Raw genomic sequence first — 24858 nt, forward strand, 5'->3', positions numbered from 1 at the left:
CGCGCGAGGCCACCGCGTTCAGGAGTTGGTGACCGCGCTCTCCTGCCCCGGCTCGTCGATCTCGATCTCGCCCAGCCAGTCGCACAGGCACATCGAGCCGGTGCACAGGGCCGGCATCCCTTCGAGCAACACCTCCGGCGCGCCGGGAAACCAGGGCGAGGTCGTCACCGGGATGCACGGCATCGGCGTCAGCACGCCTTCCGCCAGCGCCGTCGCCGTCGCCACCTCGGGATTGGCCAGGCTCGAGCACAGGCCGAAGCTGGGGATATTCTCCAGCGGCACGAAATCGAAGATTGTCGCCAGGGGCAGCATGTCGGCGAACACAGGCACCTCGGGCGGCACGATCATCGGCATCGGCGCGCTGCCGAAGCTACAGGAAAGCACCGCACCCAGACTGACCAGCTGCGGCACCTAGTCGGCGACGATGCCGCTGAGCGTCAGCGGATTGCCCGGCGTGAGGATCTGCGTCTCCGTCCCGCCCGCCACCGGCCAGGTGACCGTCGCGGGCGCGCCATGCGGCGCCTGGACGAGATTGTCGAGCGTCAGCGTCGGATCCTCCCCGCTCCAGGACAGGGTGAGCGCCAGCGTCCCGTCGAACGCGCCGCCGTTCGGCGTGGCGAAGACGATCTGCGCGGGATAGACCGTCATGTTGGTGAAGCCCACGATATTGGCCAGGGCACCCCGCACGCTTTGCAGCGCGAGAACCGCCTGACCCAGCACGACCTGGACCAGATTGGTCGAGGCGATGCCCCCGGCGAAGTTGATAGTCACCTGCGCGTCCACCGGGGGCCTCCCTTGTTCGAGTAGCTTCGCGGCTCAGCTCGCGAAGTTGTTCAGCGTGATCGGATCGCCCGACATCACGGTCTGGGTCTGCAGGCCGTTCGGGGTCGGCCAGGTCACCGTCACGGTGCCCGCGAAGTTGGTGACCTCGAGCGTCGGCGCGTTGCTGCCCGTCTGATGGACCGGCGTCACCACGGCGGCGGTGAACGAGGTGCCCGACTCGACGTTGAAGTTGATCGCGCCCGCCGTGATGTAGAGCGAGGTGAAGCTGATCGTCCCCGCCATGGACAGCGAGCTCGTGGTGTCGAGCGCGAAGGTGCCGTTGGTGATCAGGATCTGCGACGTCGTCGTCGTCAGCGTGGCGTTCTGGAAGTTGATCGTGATCGTGCTCATGGCCATGACGCGTTTCCTTTCTCAGATTCACAAGTGGCGATGGTTTCGAGACTGATTCCGCGGATCGCCCCCACGCGGAGTCTATGGGAAAGTCGCAGGCATCTCCGCGCTCAGCTCGCCGGGGTGGGCGTGGCGGCCGGAGACCGCGGCTCGGGTGCCGGCGTGGGTGCCGGCTTCGGCGCGGGGCTCGGGCTCGGCTTGCTCGCCGACGGCGCGGGCGCCGGGCTCGGCTTGCTCACGGACGGCGCCGGCGTCGATGCCGGAGCCGGAGCCGGAGCTGGAGCCGGGGCAGGCGCCGGCCGCGCCGCCGGCTTGCCCTCGGCCTCGACCTGAGTCAGCGGCACTGCCCAATAGCCCGCCCCGACGAAGCGGATGCGCTGCACCGATGTGGCGATCGACACCTGCACATCGCCCGGCACCTGCACCCAGCCATGGATGAACCGGCCGCCGCACAGGATGTGGACGAGCAGCGGCAAGGTGGCGGGCGCGTTCTCGACGTCGAACTCGATCCGCCGCGGCTGGATCGAAAGCCCGCGGATCGCCATCTCGCCCCCGCCATAGCTCGCGCCAAGCCGCACCGACGGCGTGGCACGCAGCATCGGAATGGCTGCGCCCGTCTCGATGGGGAAATCGAGCCGGATCGAAGCGGACGAGGGCAGATCGTAAAAGGTGATGTCGAGTGCGTGCTGCAACAACGCAGAATTCTCGGCCGCCATGCGCAACGCCCTCCCACCGTAAAGAAAATGGTTAGCCGAACGTAATCCCCGTTTCCATTAAGAAACGAGATCAAACAGATGGAGTCGATATGAAATTATGCTATTGACGCACCCGCATATCGTCAAGCACAACGTTGGCAGTACGTAAGACCTGAATTTTGACATGGGGAATCCCCGCCGAGTCGACTCCGGGGATGGAGAGTCAAATGGCACTTCAGCTGACATATCCTGGCGTATATGTCCAAGAACTACCGAGCGGAACGCACACCATTTCTGGTGTTGCCACGTCCGTAACAGCATTCGTTGGCTATTTGACTCGCGGACCCATGAACACGCCGGTACAATGCCTGAATTTCGGGGATTTCCAGCGCGTATTCGGCGGACTTGACCCCACGAGCACAACGAGTTTTCAGGTATCGCAGTTTTTTCTAAACGGCGGAACCGAAGCCTGGATCAGCCGAGTCTGTGCGAGTTCCAATCCACCGGTACAGCCGAAGACCGAGCTTACCGGCGCGTTACCGCCCACCAGTTCTAGCGGAGGCGGTGGAAGCGGCAAAGGTCTGACGCCGACAACTGGCACCAATCTGGTAGAAATAGACTCGCAGAATCCCGGCACCTGGGGCGAGAACGTGTTCGTGACGGTCGATTACATGACCAACAAGCCGAACACCTTCAACATGGCGGCGACGCTCTACTCGATCACCAGCAACAGCAATTCGTCGAGCAGCAGCTACAGCATCGTCCAGACGCAGAGCGTGCCGGCGGTGACGCTCGACATCAGCCAGACCAACTCGATCGTCGAGGTCATGCAGTCGGGCAACCAGAACAGCGCGCTGCTGGCGGTGCCCAACCTTGCCACCACGCCTTCGGTGCTGGTGCCTTTCGCCAGCGGCACGATCCTGAACTTCACCGCGCCCAAGAACCCCGTGACCGTCACCGGCATTACCGTGACGGTGCAGCCGCCCGGGCCGGACCCGACCAAGCCGCCCCCCTCGGTAAGCGCGACGGTCGCCATGACCAGTTCGGTCTCGACGGTCGGAGACATGATCGCGGCGATCCAGGGTGCGCTGTCGAGCGCCGCCGGCACGCTCGGCTATCCGAGCCTGGCGAGCACGCAGGTGCGCAGCTGCCTTTCGCCCTTCCTCTCGTCGAGCGGCACCCAGGCCCAGCTCATCCAGGTCTGGGTGCCCGATCCGGGCTTTGCCGGCTATCTGGTGAGCGTGGTGGCGAACCCCACTTCGCTGTTCACGACCCAGTCGCTCAACTATCAGGCACAGCAGCTGCAGCCGCCCACGACGACGCCGGCGCCCAAATATCCCGACGGGCTGCCGCCCACCGGATTCGACATCGCCGGCAACTCGACCAATCGCTCGGGCATCTATTCGCTCGACGCGATGCAGATCGTGAACCTGATCCTGGTTCCCGACATGGCGTCGATGAACACGTCGAACTATCTCACTTCGGCGACCGCGACGCTCAACTATGCGATCCAGCGCAAGGCCTTCGCGATCCTCGACATGCCGCTGACGGTGACGAGCACGACGAGCGCGGTCGCCTGGGCGACGAGCACGCCGGGCACCTTCGGCACCGGCATCATCAGCGCGGCCACCTATTGGCCGCAGATCCAGATCCCCACGCCCTTCTCCACCCAGCTGCTCACGCTGGGCGGCAGCGGCACGCTGGCGGGCGTCTATGCGCTCACCGACGTCAATCGCGGCGTTTGGAAGGCGCCGGCGGGGATCACCGCGCCGCTGGCCGGAGTGCAGCAGCTCTCCTATGTGATGAACGACCAGGAGAACGGGCAGCTCAACCCGCTCGGCATCAACGCGCTGCGCACCTTCCCCACCTATGACAATATCTCCTGGGGCGCGCGCACGCTCGCTTCGGCGAACGTCGCCGATGACGACTGGAAGTACATCTCGGTCCGCCGGCTGACGCTCTATCTCGAGCAGAGCCTGATCCAGGGGCTGCAATGGGTGGTGTTCGAGCCCAATGACGCGGCGCTCTGGGCGCAGATCCGGCTGAGCGTGAACGCCTTCCTGCACCCGCTCTACCTGCAGGGCGCGTTCGTCGGCGCCACGCCGTCACAGGCCTATCAGGTGGTCTGCGACGAATCGACCACCACTCCGGAGGACATGGACAACGGCATCGTCAACATCCTGATCCTGTTCGCCCCGGTCAAACCCGCGGAATTCGTCGTCATCAGCTTGCAGCAGATGGCCGGACAGTCTTCGAGCTAGGATAGCGACCCATGCCCAGCGTCTCGTCGACCAGCCAGTCTCCCGACCCGTATCTCAACTTCAAGTTCCGCATCAAATGGCAGGGCAAGTATGTCGCCGGCCTGAGCAAGTGCAGCGCGCTGAAGCGCAGCACCGAGGCGACGCCCTTCCGCGAAGGCGGCGATCCGAGCACCAACCGCATCCTGCCGGGCCAGACCAAGTTCGAGCCGATCACGCTCGAGCGCGGGATGACGCAGGACCTCGAGTTCGAAACCTGGGTCAGCCAGGTGTGGAACTATCGCGCCGGCCAGGGGATGGAGAGCTCGCTCGCCAATTTCCGCCGCAACATCACGCTCGAATTCTACAACGCCGCGGGGCAATTGGTGTACGCGTACAACATCTACAATTGCTGGCCCTCCGAATACACCGCGATGCCGGAGCTCGATTCGAGCTCGAACGCCGTGGCGATCCAGACGCTCGTGCTGCAGAACGAGGGCTGGGAGCGTGACGCCAGCGTCAAGGTTCCGCCGCCGCCCAGCTACTGACGGCCATGGCGCCGCGTCCGCTGAGCGCCGCCGAGTTGCTGGATGCCGCATCGGCATGCCGCGGTCGCTCGGCAGCCGAGAAAGGCATCTATCTCGCCGCGCTCGGCATGCCCGACCAGAGTTTCGGCGCTTGCGCGGCCCTGCCGATCGGCGCACGCGACGCCGCGATCGTGGCGCTGCGCCAGGCGATGTTCGGCGATCGGATCGAGCTCTCGGCGAAATGCCCGAATTGCGAGGCGCGGCTCGACGTGGCGATGGCGTCGGCGGCACTGCTCGCGATCGCGGGTCCGGCGGCGGAGGCAGCGGCCGAGGTCGTGATCGACGGCGACCGCTTCGCGGTGCGCCCGGCCGACAGCGCCGACCTTGCCGCCATCGGCTGGATCCCGGACATCGACGAGGCACGCGCCGAACTCGCCCGGCGATGCCTGGTGCCGGCGGAAGGGGCCGAGGTGCCGCCCTGGCTCGAGGAGGCCGAAGTCGACGCGATCGGCGCGGCGATGGCCGAGATCGATCCGGCCGGCGACCCGTTCGTCGCGCTCCATTGCCCCGAATGCGATCGCGAATGGGACGCACCGGTCGACATCGCCGGAGTGCTGGCGGGCGAGATCGAGGGCGCGGCCGATGCGCTGCTCGACGAGATCCACCTGCTCGCCCAGGCCTATCATTGGAGCGAGGCGGCAATCCTTGCGCTCGGCCCGGAACGGCGGCGCGCCTATCTTGCGCGGTTGCAGCAATGAGCGACATGCTCGCCCGGCTGGCGGCACGCGCCCAGGAAAGCCCGGTCGTGCTCGGCCGCCGCATCGGCTATCGCTTCGCCCCGGCGGCGGACCATCAGGAAGCCTGGCCGGGGGAAGAGGCCTGGCTGGGCGAGCAGCGGATCACCCGGCCGAGCGCGCCGGTATCGCTGCCCCATGCCAGCGCCGGCGACATGGCGGGCGAGCCGCATCCAGGGCCGGCGACTCCCCCTGCCGAGGCTGGCCCTGCCGAGGCTGGCCCCGTCGCGGCTGGCCCTGCCGAGGCCGGCGACATGCCTGCGGAACGGCCCGCCGGCCGCTCGGCACGGACATCGCGGACAGGCGCGGGCGATACCGCCGGCGCGATGCTTCCGGTCGCGTCCCAGGCATCGGCCCGGCGCTTCGGCACGAGCGCCGCCGGGCTCGACACCGCGCCAGGCGAAAGCGCGCCGATCCTGCAGGCGATGGCGCCGGAGGCTCCGGCGATGACGGTGGCGCCCATCCTGCCAGCGCGAACGCCCCCCAGTAGCGAACCCTCCGCCCGCGTGCCCGCACCGTCGGCACGGGGGGCAGCGCCGGCCGCCCCGGCGGATGCGGTGCCGCCGGCTGCCGCGCAAACGACCCCGGGTACCGAGCCATCCGCGAATGCCCCCGCCACCAATGCCATCGCGCGCGCCACAGCGGCGGTTTCCACACCAACGGCGGGAGTCCGGGCCGATGCGCCCAGCCTGCCCGCCCCCGCGCCGGTAGCCGTTCCCTCCGCCGTGCCTGCGCCCACGCCGGTCGCGCAGCGCAAGGCCGACGCTTCCGCGCGGCCTATGGCGGAACCGGCGCAGCCGGCGTCGCCCATGCGCGCGGCTATGATTACGAAGGGAGGCAGCCTGCCTATGGGCGGCGCGGCCGAGACCAGCCTTGCCGCCCCGGCCCGCGCGCTTCGCGATATGCCCGAGACGCCTGGCGCGGCCGAGGCATCCCCTTCGCCAGCGGGAGAAGCCCGCGCTCCCCTGCCTCCGGCCAAGGCGCCGGTCTCACCGGCACCCTCCGGATCACGCCGTGCCGCGGCGGTTCAGCCAGGCAAACCCTCGATCGTCGGGCCCGAGGCGGAAGCGGGAACGCCGATCGCTTCGGCCCGCCGGCCGGCGGCCACCGATCCTGCTCCGTTCGAAGCCATGGCGCGGACGGTGTCCGGCCCCATCGCACCGACCGCCGCGAGCGATCCGATGGCGCCGCCGCGCGATGCACACGCTGCGATCGCGACGCCTGCCACCAAAGCCGCATCGCGGCCCGGAGCAGCGCCCCCGTCGATGCCCGCAGCGGCTCCGGCCTCGCCTGCCGCTCCGGCCAGGGAGCGGCGCACCGCCCCGTCGCAGCGCACGGCCTCGGGCGCTGCGTCACTGCCTCCGGCACGCTCCCGCGAAACCGGGGAACCGGCCGAGCCGCACGGCACCGCAACGCCTGCCCCCCGCATGCCGGCGCGTGTGCCGACCGCTGCTCCGCCTGCGATCGCGGGACGGACGGCGCCCCCCGGACCCTCCGGTGAACCGCGAGCACTTCCCGGCGCGCTCCCGGCAACGGCAATGGCCGCACTGACGGCTCCGCCATCGGCCCCGGCGCGCCCGGCCCGAGACGGGCAGGCGCAGGATCGCGGCACCCGGCGCGAGGGACGATCCGCGCCCGAACGACGTGAAGCGGAGACGGCGCTTCCCACCACCGAAACGCGCCACGTGCTCGCGCCCGCGCGCGTGCACGATGGTCCGGCGGTGCCGCCGCGCGCAGCGACGACGCGATCGGTGGCGGCGGAAGTCGTGCCGTCGCCCCGGCCCGAACGCCGGCCCCCGCCTCCCGCGCAAGCTTCGGGCGATATCCGCATCGATATCGGCCGCATCACGATCGACCTGCCGCGCCCGCGCACGCCGCCCGCGCGCCCGCAACCACCGCCGCTCAAGGCCAAGCCGCGCGGAGGGCCAGACGCATGAATTCCAGCTTCTCGATCGCCGCCTGCACCGTGGCGATCGCCGACCGGCTGCACATGTTCATCGGCGACGCGGTGCCGGGCGCGCGCGTGACCACGCTCAATCCGGGCTCCGAGGCGCTGCGCACCGGCGATCCGTTCGTGAACCTCTATCTGTTCCGCACCACCCGCAACGGGTTCGTCTCGAACAACGACCTGCCGACGCGCGGGCCGCTCGGCGGGGCGAAGAACTCGCCGGTGCTCAAGCTCGACCTCGACTATATGATCACCTTTTTCGGCGACGACGCGCGGCTCGATCCGCAGCGGCTGCTCGGGCTGGTCGCGGGCGGGCTCAATGCCGAGCCCTATATCCCGCGCGACATGCTGCGCGCGGCGGTGGCGAGCACGCCCTGGCTCAGCGGCGGCGGCGACGGCAGCCAGGAGCTGCCGCGCGACGAGATCGTGGTCACGCCGCTCAACATGGCGCCGGATGCGATGGCGCGGCTGTGGTCCGAGTTCGTCAACGTCCCCTATCAGCTCACGCAGCTCTACACGGCGATGCCGATCGCGATCGAATACCGGCTGCCGGTCCAGCCCGTGCTGCCCGTGCGCCGCATCGGCCTGCGCGCGCTGCCGTCGCGCTCGATCGTGATCATCGACCTTGTCGACGCCGCCAATCCGGACCTGCCGATCTCGGGCGGCTGCACGCTGGCGATCCGCACGCCCAATCCCGCTCAGCCCGGTCTCTCGGTGCTGCTGAACGGTATCGCGGCAAAGGATGTGACCAGCGGCTTCGACGCACAGGGCCATGCCGCGCTGCTCGTTCCGTTGACCGGCGCGCAGCCCGCGCCGCTCGCCTTCGGGAACCTCATCGTCAAGCTGGTGAAGCATGGCCCGGACGGCAAGGGCATAGAAGCGGAATCCCCCGCTTTCGCGGCGAGCATCGTGCCAGGCTTCACCGGCGCGCCCTCCATCGGCGCGGACGGCAGGCAACTGGACTTCGCGATGGCGCTGGCCGTGCCCGCCCAGGCGAGCGCGACGGCGCTCCTCTTCGCGCGCGGCGCGAAATCGACCTCGTACAAGATCCCCTGCCTCCCCCGCGCCGATGCGGCGACCGCGCTGGCCGCGCCGCTCATGGGCGTTGCTCCCGGGGAATATCTGGTCAGCATCGAGATCGACGGCGTCGCCAGCCTGCTCGACTGGGAGGACGGCGCCTATACGGGCCCGCGCGTCACGGTGCCGGGGAGCTGATGATGGCGGAGATCCCTCATGTCGCCCGCCTGCAGGACGCGGTCACCGCCGTCGAGCGCATGCTCGAGGATTATGCGCGCACCCGCTCGCGCCCCGGCCTGCGCCACGAGCCGTCGCAACCGCAGGAGGCCGGGCTCGGCGAACCGGTCCCCGGTTCGGCGTTCGACGCGCTGGCAAGCTGGTTCTCGCTCACCGCCTTCGAGCAGGGCGTGGTCGCGCTGGCCGCCGGCTTCGAGATCTCGCCCGACATCGCCAATCTGTGCGCGCTCGCCCAGGGCGATCCCGCGACCCCCTATCCGACGACGCTCCTCGCGCTCGCCATATTCGCCGATCTCGAGGGCGCGTCCCAGGCCGCGTTCGCGCCTTCGGCCCCGCTTCGATACTGGCAGCTGATCAAGGTGGAAGGCACCCAGCCGGGAAGCCGCCTCCAGCAACGCTTCGTCATGCCGGACGCAGTGCTGTCGTTCCTCGTCGGCCAGCCCGTGCTCGACGACGCCCTTGCCGACATCATCCGCCCGCTCGACCTTGCGCCACAGCTGCCAGCGGACGGCGCCCTCGCGCACCGGCTCGCGCGGACCGTCCACGCATCGGGCATGGATGCCACGCTGCACCTCGCCGCCGAACCGAGCCGCCGCGCGCTCGGCGTGGCGGCAGGCGCCGCGGCGGCCCTCGGCCTCCTGCCCTTCCATCTGCCGCTCGCCCGCCTCACGCCGGAGACGGAGCGCGACGGCTTTTTCCGACTGTGGCAGCGCGATCGCCTCGCGCTGCGCGGTGCGCTGCTCCTGTCCTTCGAGGAGCCGCCGGGCGAGTTCCAGCTGAGCGCGATCTGCCGGCTGATCGGCGAAGGCACCGGCCCGCTGTTCCTGATCGGCGCGGCGGGCCAGGCCATTGCCGAGCGGGCGCCCGGTGCGGTGATCCGCATGTCCCTGCCCAAGACCGACCCGCATGAGGTCGCCGACCATCTCGCCGCCAAGCTGGGCCAGGATGCCACGCCGGCGCTGCGCGACATCGCCGCCCGCTTCCGCCTGCCCCTGCCGACGCTGGAGAGCTGCGCCACCGTGGCGCGCACCAAGGCGGAGGAGACCGAGGCGCCGGCATCGCAAACGGCGATCCTGGACGAGATGCTGCCGCTGCTCCGCGATCAGGTGCGCGAAGCCATGAGTGGCCTCGCCGATCCGGTGCCGGTGCGGATGACGCTGGACAACCTCATCCTGCCCGAGGCCGCGCGGGCGGTATTGGGCCAGATCATCGCCCGCCAGCGCAACCGGGCGCGCGTGATGGAGGAATGGGGATTCGCCGAAGCGGGCGGCGGCGCGCAGGGCATGAGCGTGCTGTTCGCCGGCCCCAGCGGCACCGGCAAGACGATGGCGGCGGAGGCGCTTGCGCATGCGTTGTCGCTCGACCTGTTCCGGGTCGACCTGTCGCGGATCGTCGACAAATATATCGGCGAGACCGAGAAGCGGCTCGCGGCGCTGTTCGACGCCGCCGACATGACCGACGCGATCCTGCTGTTCGACGAGGCCGATGTGCTGTTCGGCCGGCGAACCGAAGTGAAGGATTCGCACGATCATTACGCCAATCTCGAAGTCGGCTATCTGCTCCAGCGGATCGAGGCGTTTCGCGGGATCGCGGTGCTCACCACCAACCTGGCGAACGCGATCGACGATGCGTTCGCGCGCCGCTTCGCCTTCAGCCTGCATTTCGAATTCCCCTCGCTCGACGAGCGCCAGCGTATCTGGCGGGGTGCCTTCCCGGCGGCGGCGCCGGCCGCCGGGCTCGATTGGGACCGGCTCGCGCGGCTGACGCTCACCGGCGGCCAGATCCGAGTCGTCTCGATCAACGCGGCGATGCTCGCCTCGGAAGAGGAGACCGCGATCTCGATGGGCCATATCGCCCGCGCGCTGGAAAGCGAATATGCCAAGCAGCGTCGGCGCGTGCCGCCGGCCGAGCTCGCGGACTGGCCGGCATGACCCGCCCGCCGCGCCCGCCCGCAAATCTCTCCGCGCCGATCGACGCGGCCATCTCCCGCGACCCGCGCGTGCGCGCCGCGCTGGCCCGGCTCGATGCCGGGCAGCGCGATCATGTCCGCCGCGCGATCGCCCAGGCGATCCGGGTAAAGCTGCGCGAACGCGGAGGCCCGCAATGACGCCCTATCCCAACAGCCCGCACATCCTGAAGGCCGCCCTGATCAGCATGGGCGGCACCATCCCCGTTCCCCGGCTGATCCTGCTGCAATATAATCCCGCCGAGCTCACCCGGCAGCTCCATCCCGATTTCGAGAAGACGGGGGACACGCCCACCGGGACCAACCTGCTCGCCGGCCCCGCGGTCGAGACGATCCAGATGACCGCGCGGATCAGCGCGGTCGACCAGCTCGAGAGCAACGACGCGACGGCGATGGCGTTCGGCATCCATCCCCAGCTCGCCACGCTGGAGATGATGCTGTTCCCGACGACCAGCTCGATCGTGCAGAGCCTCGCCCAGATGGCGCTCGGCGTGCTCGAGATCGTGCCGCCGGAATCCCCGCTCACCGTGTTCGTCTGGGGTCCGCAGCGCGTGATGCCCGTTCAGATCACCAGCTATAGCGTCACCGAGACGATGCACGACACGCGCCTGAACCCCATCGACGCGAATGTGACGATGGATATGAAGGTGCTGACCTATCAGGACTTTTCGCCGAGCCAGACCGGCTTCTACCTCTATCTCGCCAATCTCGCCGAGCGCGAGCTGATGTCGGCGGTGGGCACGGTGCAGAGCGGAGCCAGCATCATTTCGGGGGCGCTCTCGCTATGAACGGCCGCCGGCTCAGCCGCTACCCGACGCAGATCGAACATGCCGCCCCCGGCAAGCTGGTTCGCGTCCGCACGCGCCATGTGCCCGCGGCATCGTCCGCCACGTCCGGCGCCGATGCCGCGACGGACGCCGAGGATGCCGTTCCCTATCTCGCGCGTTCCATCCTGCCGCTTGCGACGACGTTCCAGCCCCAGACCAGCTACACGATCCAGGCCGGCGACCGGCTCGACAATATCTCGGCCAGGCTGCTCGGCGATCCCCTGCTCTACTGGATGCTGCTCGAGGCGAACAATGTCAGCGACCCCGCGACGCTGTGCGCGGTGCCGGGACGCAAGATCATCGTTCCCGCCGTGGTGGGCCAGGCCAATGATCCGTTCGACCAGCCCAAGGCCTCGCGCCGCGGCACCGCCGCCGCGCCCATTGACCAGACCGACGACCGCGAGGAGAGCCCATGAGCTTTCCCGTCGGCATCCAGCTCGCCGTGCTGGCGGGCACCCAGGAGGTCCCCACTCCGATCGGGCCCGGGCTGGCCGATCTGCTGATCGAGGCCGAGGTTACCGAAGTCGCCGACGGCCAGGCGGCATTCCGCCTCACCTTCGGCGCGCAGCGGACCGACAATGGCAAGGGCATGCAGGTCCAGGTGCTCGCCGACGGGCGCCTCTCCACGGGCAATCGCGTGCTGATCATGGCGATGCAGGCCGCGCTGCCGACGGTGCTGATCGATGGGCTGATCACCGATATCTGGCTCGATCCCGCGCGGAATCCGAACCAGAGCCGGGTCGTGATCAGCGGCGCGGACCTGAGCGTCGCGATGGACCTGACCGAGAAGATCCGCGGCTATCCCGACATGGACGACGAACTGATCGTGCTCGAGATCCTGGCCCAATATGAGCGGTTCGCGATCGTCCCGGAGACGATCCCGCCGGTCGAGGCCGATTTCCCCACGATCGTCCAGCGCACGCCGATCCAGTACGGCACCGATCTGGAGTATCTCTATACGCTAGCGAACCGATATGGTTATGTGTTCACGCTGCGCCCGGGCCCGGTGCCGCTCACCAACACCGCCTATTGGGGCCCGCCCAAGCGCGTCGGCATCCCCGCGCCCGCGCTCACCGTCGGCAACAGCACTTTCGCCAATGTCGACCAGCTGACCTTCACGCAGGACGGCCGCTCCGCCTTCCAGGTCTCGGGCCTGATCCCGGGGCCGCTCGAGGCCACGCCGGCATTGCCGGTGATGGCGCTCGAGCCGACGCTCCTGCCGCCGCTCGCGCTCAAGAGCCCGTTCCCGATCTCCTCGCTGCTCGGCATGAAGCTGCCGGCCGGATCGGACGGGTTCGACGAGATCCGGGCGATGGGCTTCGCGCAGGGGCGCGTCAACCGGTCGTCCACCACCGTGGCCAAGGCCGAGGGGGAGCTCAACGTCGAGAAGTACGGCTCGATCCTGCGCGCCGGCGGCCTTGTCGGCGTGCGCGGCGCGGGCACCACCTTCGACGGCAACTGGAGCGTTGCCGAGGTGCATCACAAGCTCAAGCGGAACGAATATAAACAGGCATTCAAGCTGGAGCGCGACGGCACCGATCCCCTGTTGCCGGTGGTCGTACCATGAGCGCGCGGCACGGCCAGGGAGGCAGGGATGAAGCAGTTCTGGGGCAAGTATCGCGGCGTCGTCGTCGACAACGAGGATCCGCTGATGCTCGGCCGGCTGCAGGTGCTGGTGCCGATGGTGCTCGGCGAAGTGGCGACGGCATGGGCGATGCCCTGCGTTCCCTATGCCGGGCTGCAGGTGGGCTTCTACATGATGCCGCCGGTGGGCGCGGCGATCTGGGTCGAGTTCGAAGGCGGCGACCTCGACTATCCGATCTGGGCGGGCTGTTTCTGGCGCGAGGGCGAACGCCCGATCGAGGCGGAGCTGCCGACGATGCGCATGATCCAGACCAGCTCGGGCAAGCTGCTGTTCAACGACCTGCCCGGCGAGGGCGGCTTCACGCTGACGGTGACCGATCCCGCAGTGGCGGTGCCGGTGGTGGTGAGCGGATCGAGCACCGGCGTGGTGATCAGCCTGGCGGAAATCCGCATCACCATGAACGAATCCGGCGTCAACATCCTTGCCGAGCCGGGCACGCTGGCCGTGACCATGGAAGGCTTCACGATCGCGCACGGCTCGGCGATGGTGGGCGGCGTCGAGCCCGAGGTCTCGATCAACGAGGGCGGGCTCACGGTGCTGTAGCCGCATCGATGGCGGGCAGCGGGCGGGAGGTGCGCGGATGACGGGCTATCTGGGCTTTCCCTATCAGATCGACGGATCGGGGCAGACCGCGACCACCGATCTCCCGACCTATGTGCAGAACCTGATCCTGCTCGTCTTCGAGACCAATCCGGGCGAACGCGTCAATCGCCCCGATTTCGGTGCCGGCATGCGCCAGCTGGTCTTCGGGGGCATGGACGCCGCGCTGGCCAGCGCGGCCGAGACGCTGGTGCGCAGCAAGCTGATCCAGTTCCTGGGCGACGCCATCTCGATCAACACGCTGACCGTGACGATGGGCAACGAGACGGTGACCGTCGACCTGACCTATTTCGTCACGCATACCCAGACCACGGCGGGCACGTCGATCACGGTGCCGCTGCCCGGCTACAGCGCGACGCCGCAGGGCGGCAGCACCACCGCCACCGCTTCGATTCCGGATTATTGAGCGATGGCGGACGACACCCAGCCCACCGTCGTGCATTCGGTGCAGAGCGCAGGCTCGCTGCAGCTGGTGGTGCAGGTTTCCCCGGCATCGGCGATTCCGGCCGCGCAGGTACGGGCCGCCGCTATCGCGATGGACGCGGTCACCGGCGACCCCGCGCCGGCCACGCTGCCCGCGCCCGCCCCCGCGCCCGACACGCCGCCGGTCACGATCGCCGACCTGTTCGGCACGCCGGCCGAAGTGGTGCGGGTCCATGCGCTCGACGCGGATACCGGGCTTCTCCACATCCAGGCGATCCCGCCCCCGGCCGATCCCGCGGCGGACGCACCCGCCTATCGGCTCACCATCGGCGAGGTCTCGACCTGGTTCGCGCCCGAATCCAAGGCCAATGTCGCCACGCCGAGCCGGCCGGTACAGGCGCCCCCCGGCCAGGCCGCGATCAACTATCTCGGCCGCGACTATGCCGCCTTCACTTCGCTGATGCGCTCGCGCGTGTCGCAGATCGTGCGCGACGATTCCGCCTGGGCGCTCGATCATCCCGCCGATCCGATGACGACGCTGATCGAGGCGCTCGCCTATGCCGGGGACCATCTCTCCTTCCGGCAGGATGCGGCCGGCACCGAATCCTATTTGCCCACCGCACGCCACCGCCTCTCGCTGCGCCGGCATGCCCGGCTGCGGGACTATGGCGTCAATGACGGGTGCAACGCGCGCACCGCCCTCGTCTTCACGGTGAAGAGCAACGGCGTGATCCCCGCCGGGCTGCAGGTGGTGACCCAGCAGCCGGGCATCATGACCATGAACCTGGCGGCGACGCAGGACCTGGCGGCGAGCACCACCGTGTTCGAGACCATGGCCGATCTCCCCGTATCGCTGCTGCGCAACAACCTTGCCTATCCGCTGTCGCGCTCGGCCGCCTACACCTTGCCCCAGGGCGCCATCCAGGCGCAGCTCAACACCACTCAGACCGGCCTGGTGCCCGGCCAGCTGGTCGCCTTCGTCCAGACCGCGGCGCCCGCCGGCGTCGCCCAGCCCTTCGGCGCACAGGTCGTGCGGCTGATCAAGGTCGAGCTGCTCCCCAACGGCAACAACCCGCCCTATGCCACCATGATCACCTGGCATCCCGAGGACGCGCTCACCAAGCCGCTGACCATGGCCGTGCAGAACCAGACGGGCATGGTGCAGCTCTACGGCAATGTCGGGCTGGCCGATCATGGCAGGACGATCGCCGTGACGCCGATGCCCGATACGGCGCCTGCCGGCCGCGTCTATCGCCCGATCATCGAAGTGGAGGACCCGGTGTCGGCGGCGCCGATGCCCGCATCGGTGGCGGCGTTCGACGGATCGCAGGACATCGCCGAGGCCGCGCTGCTGGTGCCCTCGGCCAAGGCGAGCCTCGCTCCCGATCCGGGGCAGGCGAATCTCTGCGTCAAGATGCTGGGCGAACGGCCCGGCATGGCCAAGGTCGCCGATCTATGGACCGCTAGGCAGGACCTGATGAGCACGCCGCCGGCGGGGCGCGCTTTCGCCGCCGCTCCCGAGGACGGCTATGGCGGCAACCGGCGTCACCTGTTCCTGCGCTTCGGCGACGGGGCCCAGGGCGAGGCACCGGCGCCGGGAACGACGTTCACCGCCACGGTGCGCGTCGGCGACGGGCAGAGCGGCCGGGTGCGCGCGAACGCGCTGGTCCAGATCGTGGGTTCCACTCCGATGATCAGCTGGGTCTCCAACCCCCTGCCCGCGACGCCCGGCCAGCCGGAGCTGAACGAAAGCGTCCGCCTGTTCGCGACGACCAGCTTCCGCACCAACCTGCGCGGCATCGATCCGGACGATTGGGAACGGCTGGCCCAGAGCGATCCGCTGGTGACCGAGGCCGATGCCCGGCTGGTCGACGGCTATGCGCCCTGCATCGTGGGCATCGCCACCACCACCACCACGCCCGACGGCTATACCTATCCGATCGCCAAGGCCCGGCTGATGGAATATGCCGTGCTCGGCGCGCCGCCGACGATCGAGCAGGAAACCGACGTGCCGATCAACGTCTCGCTGGTCGTCTATTGCTCGAGGAACGCCAATATCGGTGCCGCGCGCGAGCGGTTGCTGCGGCGGATCGGCGCCGGCGCGAAGACCGATGGCGGCCCGGCCCATTTTCACCCGACCGCCTGGCCGCTCGGCCGGCCGGTGGTGCTCGCCGATCTGATCGCCCTGCTGGGCGCGGATCCGACGGTGTCGCTGGTCGTCAGCGATCCGGCGATGGATCCGCGCGTGGTGTTCCAGACGGTGAGCGGCCGCGACAACACCGCGGACAACATCAAGGCCGGCCGGATCAGGATCGGCTCGAACGAGCGCGCGCGCGCCGGCAATGACAGCTTCCATCCCGAGCTCGGCATCGTCCGGCTCTTCGTGGCGGCGGCGAAATGAGCGGGAGCGGGAGCGGCCCCGACGACGAGATCTCGGCCGGGCTGGGCGACTATGCCAGCTTCAAGCAGGAGATGCTCGACCTGATCCCGCGCGTGGTAGTCAACAGCGGCGGGGAATCGGTCTCGCAGCCGCTGGCGCGGCTCGACCGCAATGTCCCCACCGATCCCACGCTGGCGCTGGTCGATGCCTTCGCCGAAGTGGCGGACGTGCTTTCCTTCTATCAGGATCGCGTGCTCAACGAGGGCTATCTCTCCACCGCGATCGAGTATCGCAGCCTCGCGCTGATCGGACGCGGGCTCGGCGAGACCACCGGCATGCATATCGGCGCGACGGCGGAGATCGCGGTGTTCGCACAGCCGGGCGATCCGGTGATCGTGCCCAAGGGCTCCGCGATCCAGGCCACGCCCCCCGCCTCGCGCGGATCGAACAGCGCGGCGACAAGCGGCCCGACCGGAAGCAGCGCCACCGCATCGACGGCCACGAGCAACCAGGCCACGGCAACCACACCCACCACCGCCGCCAGTTCCGGTAGCGCGGCGGCCGTCGCGGCGGCACCGGTATTCGAGACCGCGTCGCAGCTTACCGCCGTCTCGTCGCTCAACCAGCTCACGCCCCTGCAGACGCGCCCGGCCTGGGTCACCGCGGACGCGACCGAATTGCTGCTCGCCGGCACCGGGCTCGGCCTGCAGGTCGGCGACTTCCTGCTCTACAAGCGCGTCGACCCGGCACCGATCCAATGGGTGCGGCTCACCGTGTTCTCGGTCAGCGAGAACCATGTCCTCTCGACCACCACGATCGGCATCGGCGCGCCGATCGGCGAGCAATGGGCGGCGAGCGGCGCCACCGACCCGCTGCCGCCGAACGAGGCCAACGGGCTCGAGCTCTACGCCTTTGATCTCACCTGCCGGCTGTTCGGCTACAACGCGGCGTCCTGGTCGTCTCAATCGGCGGCGGTGCAGCGCGCCAACACGCCGACCGGCATGGTCCCGTCCGAATTCTCCGAATGGCCGGGCTATGCCATCGACCTGAACCAGCTCGATCTCCAGGCGGTCTATCCGAAGGTGCTGCCCGGCAGCCAGTTCCTGCTCGAGACGCCGGAGGACAAGACGCTCGGCATCATCGACGCGGTATCGCGGCAGAACATCTCCGAATTCAACATGTCGGGCCAGGTCACCCAGGTCGAGCTGGCGCCCGATCCCGCCACCCTGCCCACCGGCTCCGCGCTGATCCCCTCGCGCATGGGGCACAGCGCCACCACGCTCAGCGATGGCCGGGTGCTGCTGGTCGGCGGCATCGGCGTGCAGGGCGTGCTCGACAGCGTCGAGATCTACGATCCCGCCACCCAGCTCGTCAGCCAGATCGACCCGCTTCCCGAGCCGCGCGCGCTCCACACCGCCACGCTGATCGACGGGAAGGTCTATCTCGCCGGCGGCGTGATGAAGGACTGGTCGCTGGCGACGGATCTGCTCGTCCTCGATCCCACGTCCATGCGCTTCAGCGCGATCCCGAACGTCACGCTCGCGATCCCGCGCGTGGGCCATGCGGCCACGCTGCTCCCCAACAACCGCATCATGCTGAGCGGCGGCCTGACCCAGGCGTCGAACGATGCGCACGACAAGATCGAGGCGCTGTTCGCGGTATTGGAAGCCACCAAGTCCGTCGCCGTCTTCGATCCCGTTGCCGCCGACTGGCAGCCCTGTGCCGATCTTGCCCGGGCGCGGGCCGGGCACAGCGCGACCGTCTGCCCGGTGGTGAAGAATACGGCCGATGGCGGCGGGCCGGCGGTGCCGCCGGTCGCCAACACCGTGATCTTCGTCGGCGGGCATGACGGCGGCGCCGCGCCGCCGGGCTTTTCGGGCGCGGGCGCTGCCATCGGCACGGTGTGGGACGATGCCGAGGTCACCAATACGACCGACTGGCAGCCGACCGGCACGCTCTATCCGATCCCGCCGGGCCAGGGAGGCACGCAGGGCCGCTACGACCAGGTCGCGGTGGCGCTGCCCAACAACATGGGCTTCCTGATAACCGGCGGCCAGTCCGCGACCGGGCCGGTGGGCGAGGACTGGCTGATCGGCGCCTTTGCCGCGTATCAGGCCGATGGCAGCATCGATGCGGTGCCGACCTTCGTCGTCGCCCCGCCGCTGAGCGAAGCCCGCTCCAACCATGCCGCTGCGCTGCTGCCCGGCAGCAAGGTCGCGGTCGCGGGCGGCGTCGCGGGCACCAGGGTGCTTGCCACGGTCGAGACCTTCGCGGTGAGTCCGGGCGTGAGCATTCCCTTCAACGGCGGCAAGGTGCTGGCGCCCAGCATCGTCGGCGCGCCGCTGCCCAATCCACAGGGCTATCCCGCCTTCGCCGCGCTCGCCCAGGACTTCCTGCTGCTCACCGGCGGCATCTCGGCGCTGCCCGCCGAGCCCGACACCCCGCCCACCTATACCGGCGCCGTGGTCGCGCTCGATGCCGATGTCGGCACGTTCCAGACGCTGCCCGGACCAGTGCTGACCACGCCGTTCACGCTCGCGCCGACCGGCACGATCCTCCTCGCCGACGGCACGATCCTAATCGTCGGCGCAACCCAGCCGGAGCCCTTTCCGCAGCCCACGACGAGCATGACCGGCTTCGCCTGGACCTTCGACCCGACCACCGGCCTGTCGACCGCGGCCGGCGCGCCCATCGCGCCGCGCATCGGCGCGACGCTGTCGCTCCTCGCCAACGGCACCGTCCTCTATGCCGGCGGCTACGGCCTGGGCGATGACGGCTATGCCGTGCTCGATACCGCCGAGGTCTATGATCCCAAGAGCCGCACCTTCCGCAAGGTAGGCAACAAGATGACGACGCCGCGCTGCGGCCACAGCGCGACCGTGCTGACCGACGGCTCGGTGCTGCTCGCGGGCGGCTTCGCCGTTCCGCCGATCACCTATGATGTGCCTGGCCTCGAGGCGATCTACGTGCCCTCGCTCCATACGGCCGAGACCTTCGCCACCGCCACCCAGACCTTCACTGCGATCACCACCGTGCTCGACAAGGGCTTCGCCCTGCACTCGGCAACGCTGCTCGCCAATGGCGATGTGCTGATCGCCGGCGGTTTCAGCGCATTCCAGTCCGAGGCACCGTTCGACGAGATCCAGATCTGGCCGATCACTCAGGCCGCGGTGTTCAACATCGCCGCCCAGGCCTTCGCGACCATCGCGGACATGCCGGTGCCGCGCGCGATGCATTCGGCAACACTGCTGCCCGATGCCCGGGTGCTGATCGCCGGGGGCGCGACCGACTGGACCATGGAGCCCAGCGCCAGCAGCGTCCTGTTCGATCCCACCAGCTTCGCCTTCTCCGCCGGTCCCATGCTCGCCGCCGCACGCCGGTCGCAGGGAGCGGTGCTCGTCGAGCAGGGCGTGCTGATGCTGGGCGGCGACACCAATTCGACCTATGAGACCAATTCGACCTATGAGATCGTGCCCCCGAACGGCGGCGGCGCCCAGCCGGTCTATCCGCTGCCGATCGTGCTGCCGTCCCCGGGCTATCCCAATCTCGTGTCGCTCACCGAGGGGGTGAACCCGATCCCGCTCGCCAATCACGGCGTCTATGCCTTTGGCGGCCAGGTCGACGGCAACGGCAATTCGACCTGTACCGCCGTGCTCTATGTCGAAGCGCCGCCGCCGGCGGATTCGGACGCCCGGCGCCAGGCGCTGGTCTATACCCAGAGCCAGCAGCTGAGCCTCGCGCCGCCGATCGACGACGCGCCACTGCCCGGCAACACGCCGACGCCGGGCCATCCGGCCGTACCGGACGACACGCTGGTGCTCACCGGCCTGATCGATCAGATCGTGGTCGGCCAGGCGCTCCTGCTCGCCGGCAACCCGCCGCTTGCGACGACGGTGGGCAAGGTATGGCCGATCGGCGCGCCGGCCGCGCTGGCGGAAGGCACGCTCGTCATGGTCTACGGGCCCATCCCGCAGGGCAGCGCGAACCAGGACGGGAAATGGTGGTGGGCCAACATCCCCGACATCGGCAACCTCTCGCTCCAGACCGATCCGGCGGGCGAGCCGCCCTCGGACTTCGCCTATCTCTCCGGCAACGGCACCACGATCGGCAACGTCTCCTCGGAGCAGCTCGCGCTGTTCACCCGCCCGGTCCAGAGCGAGGCGGTGACCGTGAAGGCGATCGCGAAATCGTCCGGCGACAATACCACCACGCTGACGCTGCAGGAGCCGCTGCGCTACCTCTATGACCGCACGACCACCACCGTGTACGGCAATGTGGTGGAAGTGACCCAGGGGAGCACCGTCGCGGGCGAGGTGCTCGGAAGCGGCGACGGGCAGAAGCCGTTCCAGCAGTTCCTGCTCAAACAGGCCCCGCTGACCTGGCTCGAGGAGGCCGACGGGTCCATCGCGCCGCAGCTCAGCGTGACCGTGAACGGCGCGGTCTGGCAATGCGTCGAGGCGCTGGGCAGCACCGGCCCCGATGCGCGCGCCTATCAGCTCACCCAGGATGCCCAGGGCCGCGCGCAGATCACCTTCGGCGACAGCGTCCACGGGCTGCGACCGCCAACGGGCACGGACAACATCGTCGCCACCTATCGCGTCGGCGCGGGAGTGAACGGCAATGTCGCCGCCGGGAGCATCACGCGTGCGCCAATGGGTGTGGGCGGGATCAAGAGCGTGCTCAATCCGGTCGCCGCGAGCGGTGGGATCGGCGCGCCGCCGCGCAGCGCGCTACGCGACCTGATTCCGACGGGCGCCCAGGATCTGGGACGGATCGTCACGCGCCAGGACATGGTCACCTTCGTCCTCAACCGTCCCGAAGTGAGCGCGGCGGTGCTCACCGTCGCCCAGGGCGACGGCACCCTCCCGCGGGGCCGCCACTCGGTCTTCCTGCTCACGCTCGCCGCGCCCGACAATGCGGTGCCGGACATGGCGTCGCCGGCATTCAAGTCGCTCTCCGCCGCCGTCGACGCGGCCCAGGCAACCAGGCTCGACATTCGCCTGCTTCCCTTCGAGCCGCTGCCGTTCAAGGTGCAGGGCTGGTTCACCGCCGCTACGGGAGCGGACATCCATGCGATCCAGCAATCGATCAGCGATGCGCTTCGGGCAGCCTATGCGCTGCCGGCGATGGCGTTCGACGAGCCGGTCCGGGCCAGCGAGATCATCCGCATCGTGGAAGGCGTCAACGCCGTGACGAAAGCCGGTGTCGACAAGCTCTGGGCCCCCACCGAATCGGGCGGCTCCTCCGGCGCGCCGGACCAGCAGGTGCTGGCACCCAAGCCCGCCCAGCTCGATCCGGTGACGGGCGCGCAGATCCTGTACATCAGCGCCGATGCCGACGCGGTGACCTTCACCGAGCGGACGGGGGGCAAGCAATGAGCGACGACACCGAAGGCGCGCCGATCCCCGATGCGCTCTACGACCTGCTGCCGCCGATCTTCCGCATGGCGGACATCACGCAAGGCTATCCGCTGCTCGCGTTGTGCAAGGTCTTCGACCATGTGCGCGAGCAGATCGGCGATTCGGTCCGCGAGCTTGAGGACGACTGGTTCATCCAGACCTGCCCGCTCCATCTCGTGCCCTATGTCGCTGCCCAGCTCGGCCTCGAGGTGGCGCAGCCGGTGCGCCCCGAGCATCGCGCGCTGGTCGCCGACGCGCTCGGCTTCCGGCGGCGCAAGGGCATCGCCAGCGCGATCCCGCGCCGGGTGCGCGACGGCAGCGGCTGGTATTCGATCTACGCCCCGAACGAGACGACCCCGTCCGGAAGCTGGCCGCTTCCCGATGCCGCGCCCTCGCCCACCCCCACGCCTGGCCCCACACCCACACCGCCCTCGGCCTCGCCCGAACCCGAAGGCGAACCGGAGGATCCGTCGCGCACCTCGGTGGGCCTGTTGCGGGTCTGGCGGCTGCCCAGCTTTGCGATGACCGGCATCACCCCCATGGGCACGTCGACGCCCCGCCTATCTCACTTCAACCCGCTCGCGCTCACGCAACCGCTCTACAATCTCGCCAATGCGCCGCTCGATTGGGTCGCCGCGCCGCCGGTCACCGCGCTGCCGGTCCGCCTCACCACACAGATGCTGGCGGCCGACCTGGAACAATATAACCGGATCTGGACGACGCCGGGCACCGGGCCGGCAAGCTCGATGCTCTATGGCTCGGCACGCGGCTTCGTGATCCGCTACAAGCCGAAGAGCACGTCGGATTGGATTGCGCTGGGGGCGGATGGCGTGCGGGCGATGCCGCTCGACATCGGCGCGATTCAGCCGCCCGCGCCGGACTATCCGGTGCTCGAAGGCGGCTCGATCAACCTGCAGTCGATCACCGCGCAGACCAGCACGCTCAACCTGAATTATGGTGACGCATCCGCCGTGCTCGCGATGGACGTGCCCGCCAACCCCGCGATGAGCCAGTTGCTCGAGCTGCTCCAGAACGCGATCGCCACTTGCCCGGTGAAGGCCGGCACCCAGGTGACCGAGGCGGACGTGCGCGCGCTGATCTGCGGATCGCTGGGCAATACGCTGCTGATCGTGCCGACGGTGCCGACCGCATCGCTCTCGTTGCTGACGGCACCGTCGAGCACGGATCCCCTGCTGCTCAGCGGCAGCGCACGCACGGGCATCGCCGCAGCCACGCTGCCGCTCGACCAGAAGCGGCTCGACCTGCTCAATGACGCGGCGCCCGGCACGGTGATGACCTTCACCACGCCGACCGGAAAGGTGCTGAACGTCAGCCTGCCCTTCTCGCCGGCGGTCACCACGCCGGCCCAGGCCGAAGCGGCCTTCGCGGCGAAGCTCACCAGCTGCTTCGTCTGCCTGGTCAGCGATCGCGTGGTGATCGTGGCGCCAGCTTCGTCGCAGGCGCCGATGTCGCCGACCGCGCCGGCCTGGGAGCTGGGGCTGGTGCCCGCCGCCACCATCGACCCCGATCTCGGGCTGTTCAACTGGCCCGCGGCCTGGGCGGCTCCGGCCGCGCTGAGCGTCGACTATGGGATCGCCATGCCCGGCGCGATCGGCGGGATCGGCCTGCGTGCGTCGCTGCCTGCACCGGCGAATGCGGTGACCCTGTACGATGCGGGCAATACCGGCTGGATCGTCACTCAGCTGAGCCTGTGGGAAATGGCGCCCCAGCCCTGCACCGTGCTGGTGCTGCAATCGAGCGCGACCCGCTATCTCAATGCGCAGACCATCGTCCCGCCGCCGGGCGACAAATTGTGGATCGCCTCGGCGGCCGGCAGCCAGGCGCTGCTCTCGGTCTCCTATCCCGGCTCCTTCTCGCTGACCGGGCCCAGCTCGGGCACGCCCGGCACCTTCGGCATGTCGGCCATCCTGTTTCAGGGCGCGATCTGGCTCAACGGCGGCAATCTCGACCTCCAGCTGCTCGACATGACGCTGATCCCGAAGAGCGGCAGCGCGATCATGCCGGCGCCGCCACCTCCTCCTCCCCCACCTCCCCCACCGCCACCCACGCCTACCCCGGCACCAACCCCCACGCCGGCACCAACGCCGGCACCGGCACCCACGCCGACGCCGCCCTCCCCTCCGCTGCCGCCCCCGCCGCCGTTCAACGGCAGCGCGCGCATCGCGCTCGAGCGGACGATCGCCGCGCCGCTCGATTTCAGCCAGGTGCAGGGCGATGTCCGGTTCGACAGCTGCGTGCTGAGCCCGCTCCTCACGCCTCCGGCCGACATGGCGACGCCGGTACTCATGGTGCCGCTCGCCGCCGTGCACATCGCCCGGACGACGGTGATGGGCACGGCACAGCTCGGCGCGGGGGGAGAAGCGCTCGATTCGCTGTTCGCCGGCACGCTCACCTGCTCGGGGGCGATTACCTTCTCCAATTGCTATGCGGCCGAACTGGGCTACCTCTCCGGGGGAGGGGGAAGCGCCGCCGCCGCCGCGACCCTGGCCGCGCTGGCCGCTGCCCCGGCGACCGATCCGCCCAGCCTGATGGTGGCACGCTGCAAGAGCTGCGGGAAGATCGGCGGCGTCGGCGGCCGCAACGTGATGCTGCGCCACCTCGTGCTCGGCACGCCGGCCGACAATTACTGCGCCTGCACCGACGCCGCCGACATCGCCGTCACCGCGTGCACCACCTGCACCGACGCCGCCTGCGCCCTGACCTGCCCGGTGCGCTCGACCGGCGCCAGCTTCCAGTTCGGCACCGCGCCACCGGTCTTCGCCCCGGAAAACGCCTATCCGCTGCCCGGCTTCGCGCGCCTCGAGCCCTTTCCGCACAATCCGCGCATCATCACCGAAGGCGCGACCAACCGCGACGAGCTGGGAGCCTATAATCTGGCCGTACCGACCGCTCGGAGCACTGAATTGAAGGTCGCGCTGGAAGATGCGCTGCTCGAAGGCGTCACCCTCGACCTGCGCTACGAGAGCTGA

The 24858-nt window shown here is 69.3% G+C and carries 19 protein-coding genes; 15 read left to right on the forward strand and 4 right to left on the reverse strand.

Going from position 1 to position 24858, the window contains the following annotated elements; all coding sequences use genetic code 11:
* Positions 1–18: 18 nt before the first annotated feature.
* The 4 genes from ACIQCS_RS12040 to ACIQCS_RS12055 all read right to left on the reverse strand — a co-directional run bounded on the left by ACIQCS_RS12040 (position 19) and on the right by ACIQCS_RS12055 (position 1868).
* Positions 19–411 (reverse strand): DUF4280 domain-containing protein, encoded by a 393-nt coding sequence (locus ACIQCS_RS12040; RefSeq protein ID WP_280279771.1) that lies wholly within the window; start codon positions 409–411, stop codon positions 19–21.
* Positions 412–771, reverse strand: coding sequence for a hypothetical protein (locus ACIQCS_RS12045; RefSeq protein WP_401530942.1), 360 nt, complete (start codon positions 769–771; stop codon positions 412–414).
* 45 nt (positions 772–816) lie between these two features.
* Positions 817–1179 carry a hypothetical protein gene (locus tag ACIQCS_RS12050; protein WP_280279773.1) on the reverse strand — a complete coding sequence of 121 codons (363 nt, stop codon included), beginning with the start codon at positions 1177–1179 and terminating at the stop codon, positions 817–819.
* Positions 1180–1283: 104 nt separating this feature from the next.
* Positions 1284–1868 carry a hypothetical protein gene (locus ACIQCS_RS12055; RefSeq protein WP_401530945.1) on the reverse strand — a complete coding sequence of 195 codons (585 nt, stop codon included), beginning with the start codon at positions 1866–1868 and terminating at the stop codon, positions 1284–1286.
* Positions 1869–2518: 650 nt separating this feature from the next.
* On the opposite strand from ACIQCS_RS12055, the gene ACIQCS_RS12060 reads away from it, so the two are divergent.
* The 15 genes from ACIQCS_RS12060 to ACIQCS_RS12130 are packed head-to-tail and all read left to right on the forward strand — an operon-like array spanning position 2519 to position 24858.
* Positions 2519–4129, forward strand: coding sequence for a phage tail sheath C-terminal domain-containing protein (locus ACIQCS_RS12060; protein ID WP_345847610.1), 1611 nt, complete (start codon positions 2519–2521; stop codon positions 4127–4129).
* An 11-nt stretch (positions 4130–4140) separates the two neighbouring features.
* Positions 4141–4653 (forward strand): phage tail protein, encoded by a 513-nt coding sequence (locus ACIQCS_RS12065; RefSeq protein ID WP_086130278.1) that lies wholly within the window; start codon positions 4141–4143, stop codon positions 4651–4653.
* Positions 4654–4658: 5 nt separating this feature from the next.
* Complete coding sequence (locus ACIQCS_RS12070; RefSeq protein ID WP_345847613.1) at positions 4659–5390, forward strand: hypothetical protein; 732 nt, start codon at positions 4659–4661, stop codon at positions 5388–5390.
* A complete protein-coding gene (locus ACIQCS_RS12075; protein ID WP_401530949.1) occupies positions 5387–7363 on the forward strand; it encodes a hypothetical protein in 1977 nt (658 codons plus the stop codon). The genes ACIQCS_RS12070 and ACIQCS_RS12075 overlap by 4 nt, the downstream gene beginning before the upstream one ends.
* Positions 7360–8589: a Pvc16 family protein gene (locus ACIQCS_RS12080; RefSeq protein WP_345847619.1), complete on the forward strand. Its 1230-nt coding sequence runs from the start codon at positions 7360–7362 to the stop codon at positions 8587–8589. The genes ACIQCS_RS12075 and ACIQCS_RS12080 overlap by 4 nt, the downstream gene beginning before the upstream one ends.
* Before the next feature lie 2 nt (positions 8590–8591).
* Positions 8592–10559, forward strand: coding sequence for an ATP-binding protein (locus ACIQCS_RS12085; protein WP_345847621.1), 1968 nt, complete (start codon positions 8592–8594; stop codon positions 10557–10559).
* Positions 10556–10735, forward strand: a complete 180-nt coding sequence (locus ACIQCS_RS12090) for a hypothetical protein (protein ID WP_345847622.1) — start codon at positions 10556–10558, stop codon at positions 10733–10735. The genes ACIQCS_RS12085 and ACIQCS_RS12090 overlap by 4 nt, the downstream gene beginning before the upstream one ends.
* Positions 10732–11382: a hypothetical protein gene (locus tag ACIQCS_RS12095; protein ID WP_280279781.1), complete on the forward strand. Its 651-nt coding sequence runs from the start codon at positions 10732–10734 to the stop codon at positions 11380–11382. The genes ACIQCS_RS12090 and ACIQCS_RS12095 overlap by 4 nt, the downstream gene beginning before the upstream one ends.
* Entirely contained in the window at positions 11379–11837 is a 459-nt protein-coding gene (locus ACIQCS_RS12100; RefSeq protein WP_345847625.1) for a hypothetical protein, read from the forward strand. Before ACIQCS_RS12095 ends, ACIQCS_RS12100 begins: the two co-directional genes overlap by 4 nt.
* Entirely contained in the window at positions 11834–12988 is a 1155-nt protein-coding gene (locus ACIQCS_RS12105; RefSeq protein WP_345847627.1) for a hypothetical protein, read from the forward strand. Before ACIQCS_RS12100 ends, ACIQCS_RS12105 begins: the two co-directional genes overlap by 4 nt.
* A 27-nt stretch (positions 12989–13015) precedes the next feature.
* Positions 13016–13609, forward strand: coding sequence for a phage baseplate assembly protein V (locus tag ACIQCS_RS12110; RefSeq protein WP_086130271.1), 594 nt, complete (start codon positions 13016–13018; stop codon positions 13607–13609).
* 37 nt (positions 13610–13646) lie between these two features.
* Positions 13647–14072 carry a GPW/gp25 family protein gene (locus ACIQCS_RS12115; protein ID WP_345847630.1) on the forward strand — a complete coding sequence of 142 codons (426 nt, stop codon included), beginning with the start codon at positions 13647–13649 and terminating at the stop codon, positions 14070–14072.
* Between the two features lie 3 nt (positions 14073–14075).
* Positions 14076–16490: a hypothetical protein gene (locus ACIQCS_RS12120; protein ID WP_345847631.1), complete on the forward strand. Its 2415-nt coding sequence runs from the start codon at positions 14076–14078 to the stop codon at positions 16488–16490.
* Positions 16487–21847, forward strand: a complete 5361-nt coding sequence (locus tag ACIQCS_RS12125; RefSeq protein ID WP_345847634.1) for a kelch repeat-containing protein — start codon at positions 16487–16489, stop codon at positions 21845–21847. The genes ACIQCS_RS12120 and ACIQCS_RS12125 overlap by 4 nt, the downstream gene beginning before the upstream one ends.
* Positions 21844–24858: a phage tail protein gene (locus ACIQCS_RS12130; RefSeq protein WP_345847636.1), complete on the forward strand. Its 3015-nt coding sequence runs from the start codon at positions 21844–21846 to the stop codon at positions 24856–24858. The genes ACIQCS_RS12125 and ACIQCS_RS12130 overlap by 4 nt, the downstream gene beginning before the upstream one ends.

This window comes from Sphingomonas sp. NPDC092440 (assembly GCF_044754985.1).
Lineage (GTDB): Bacteria > Pseudomonadota > Alphaproteobacteria > Sphingomonadales > Sphingomonadaceae > Sphingomonas.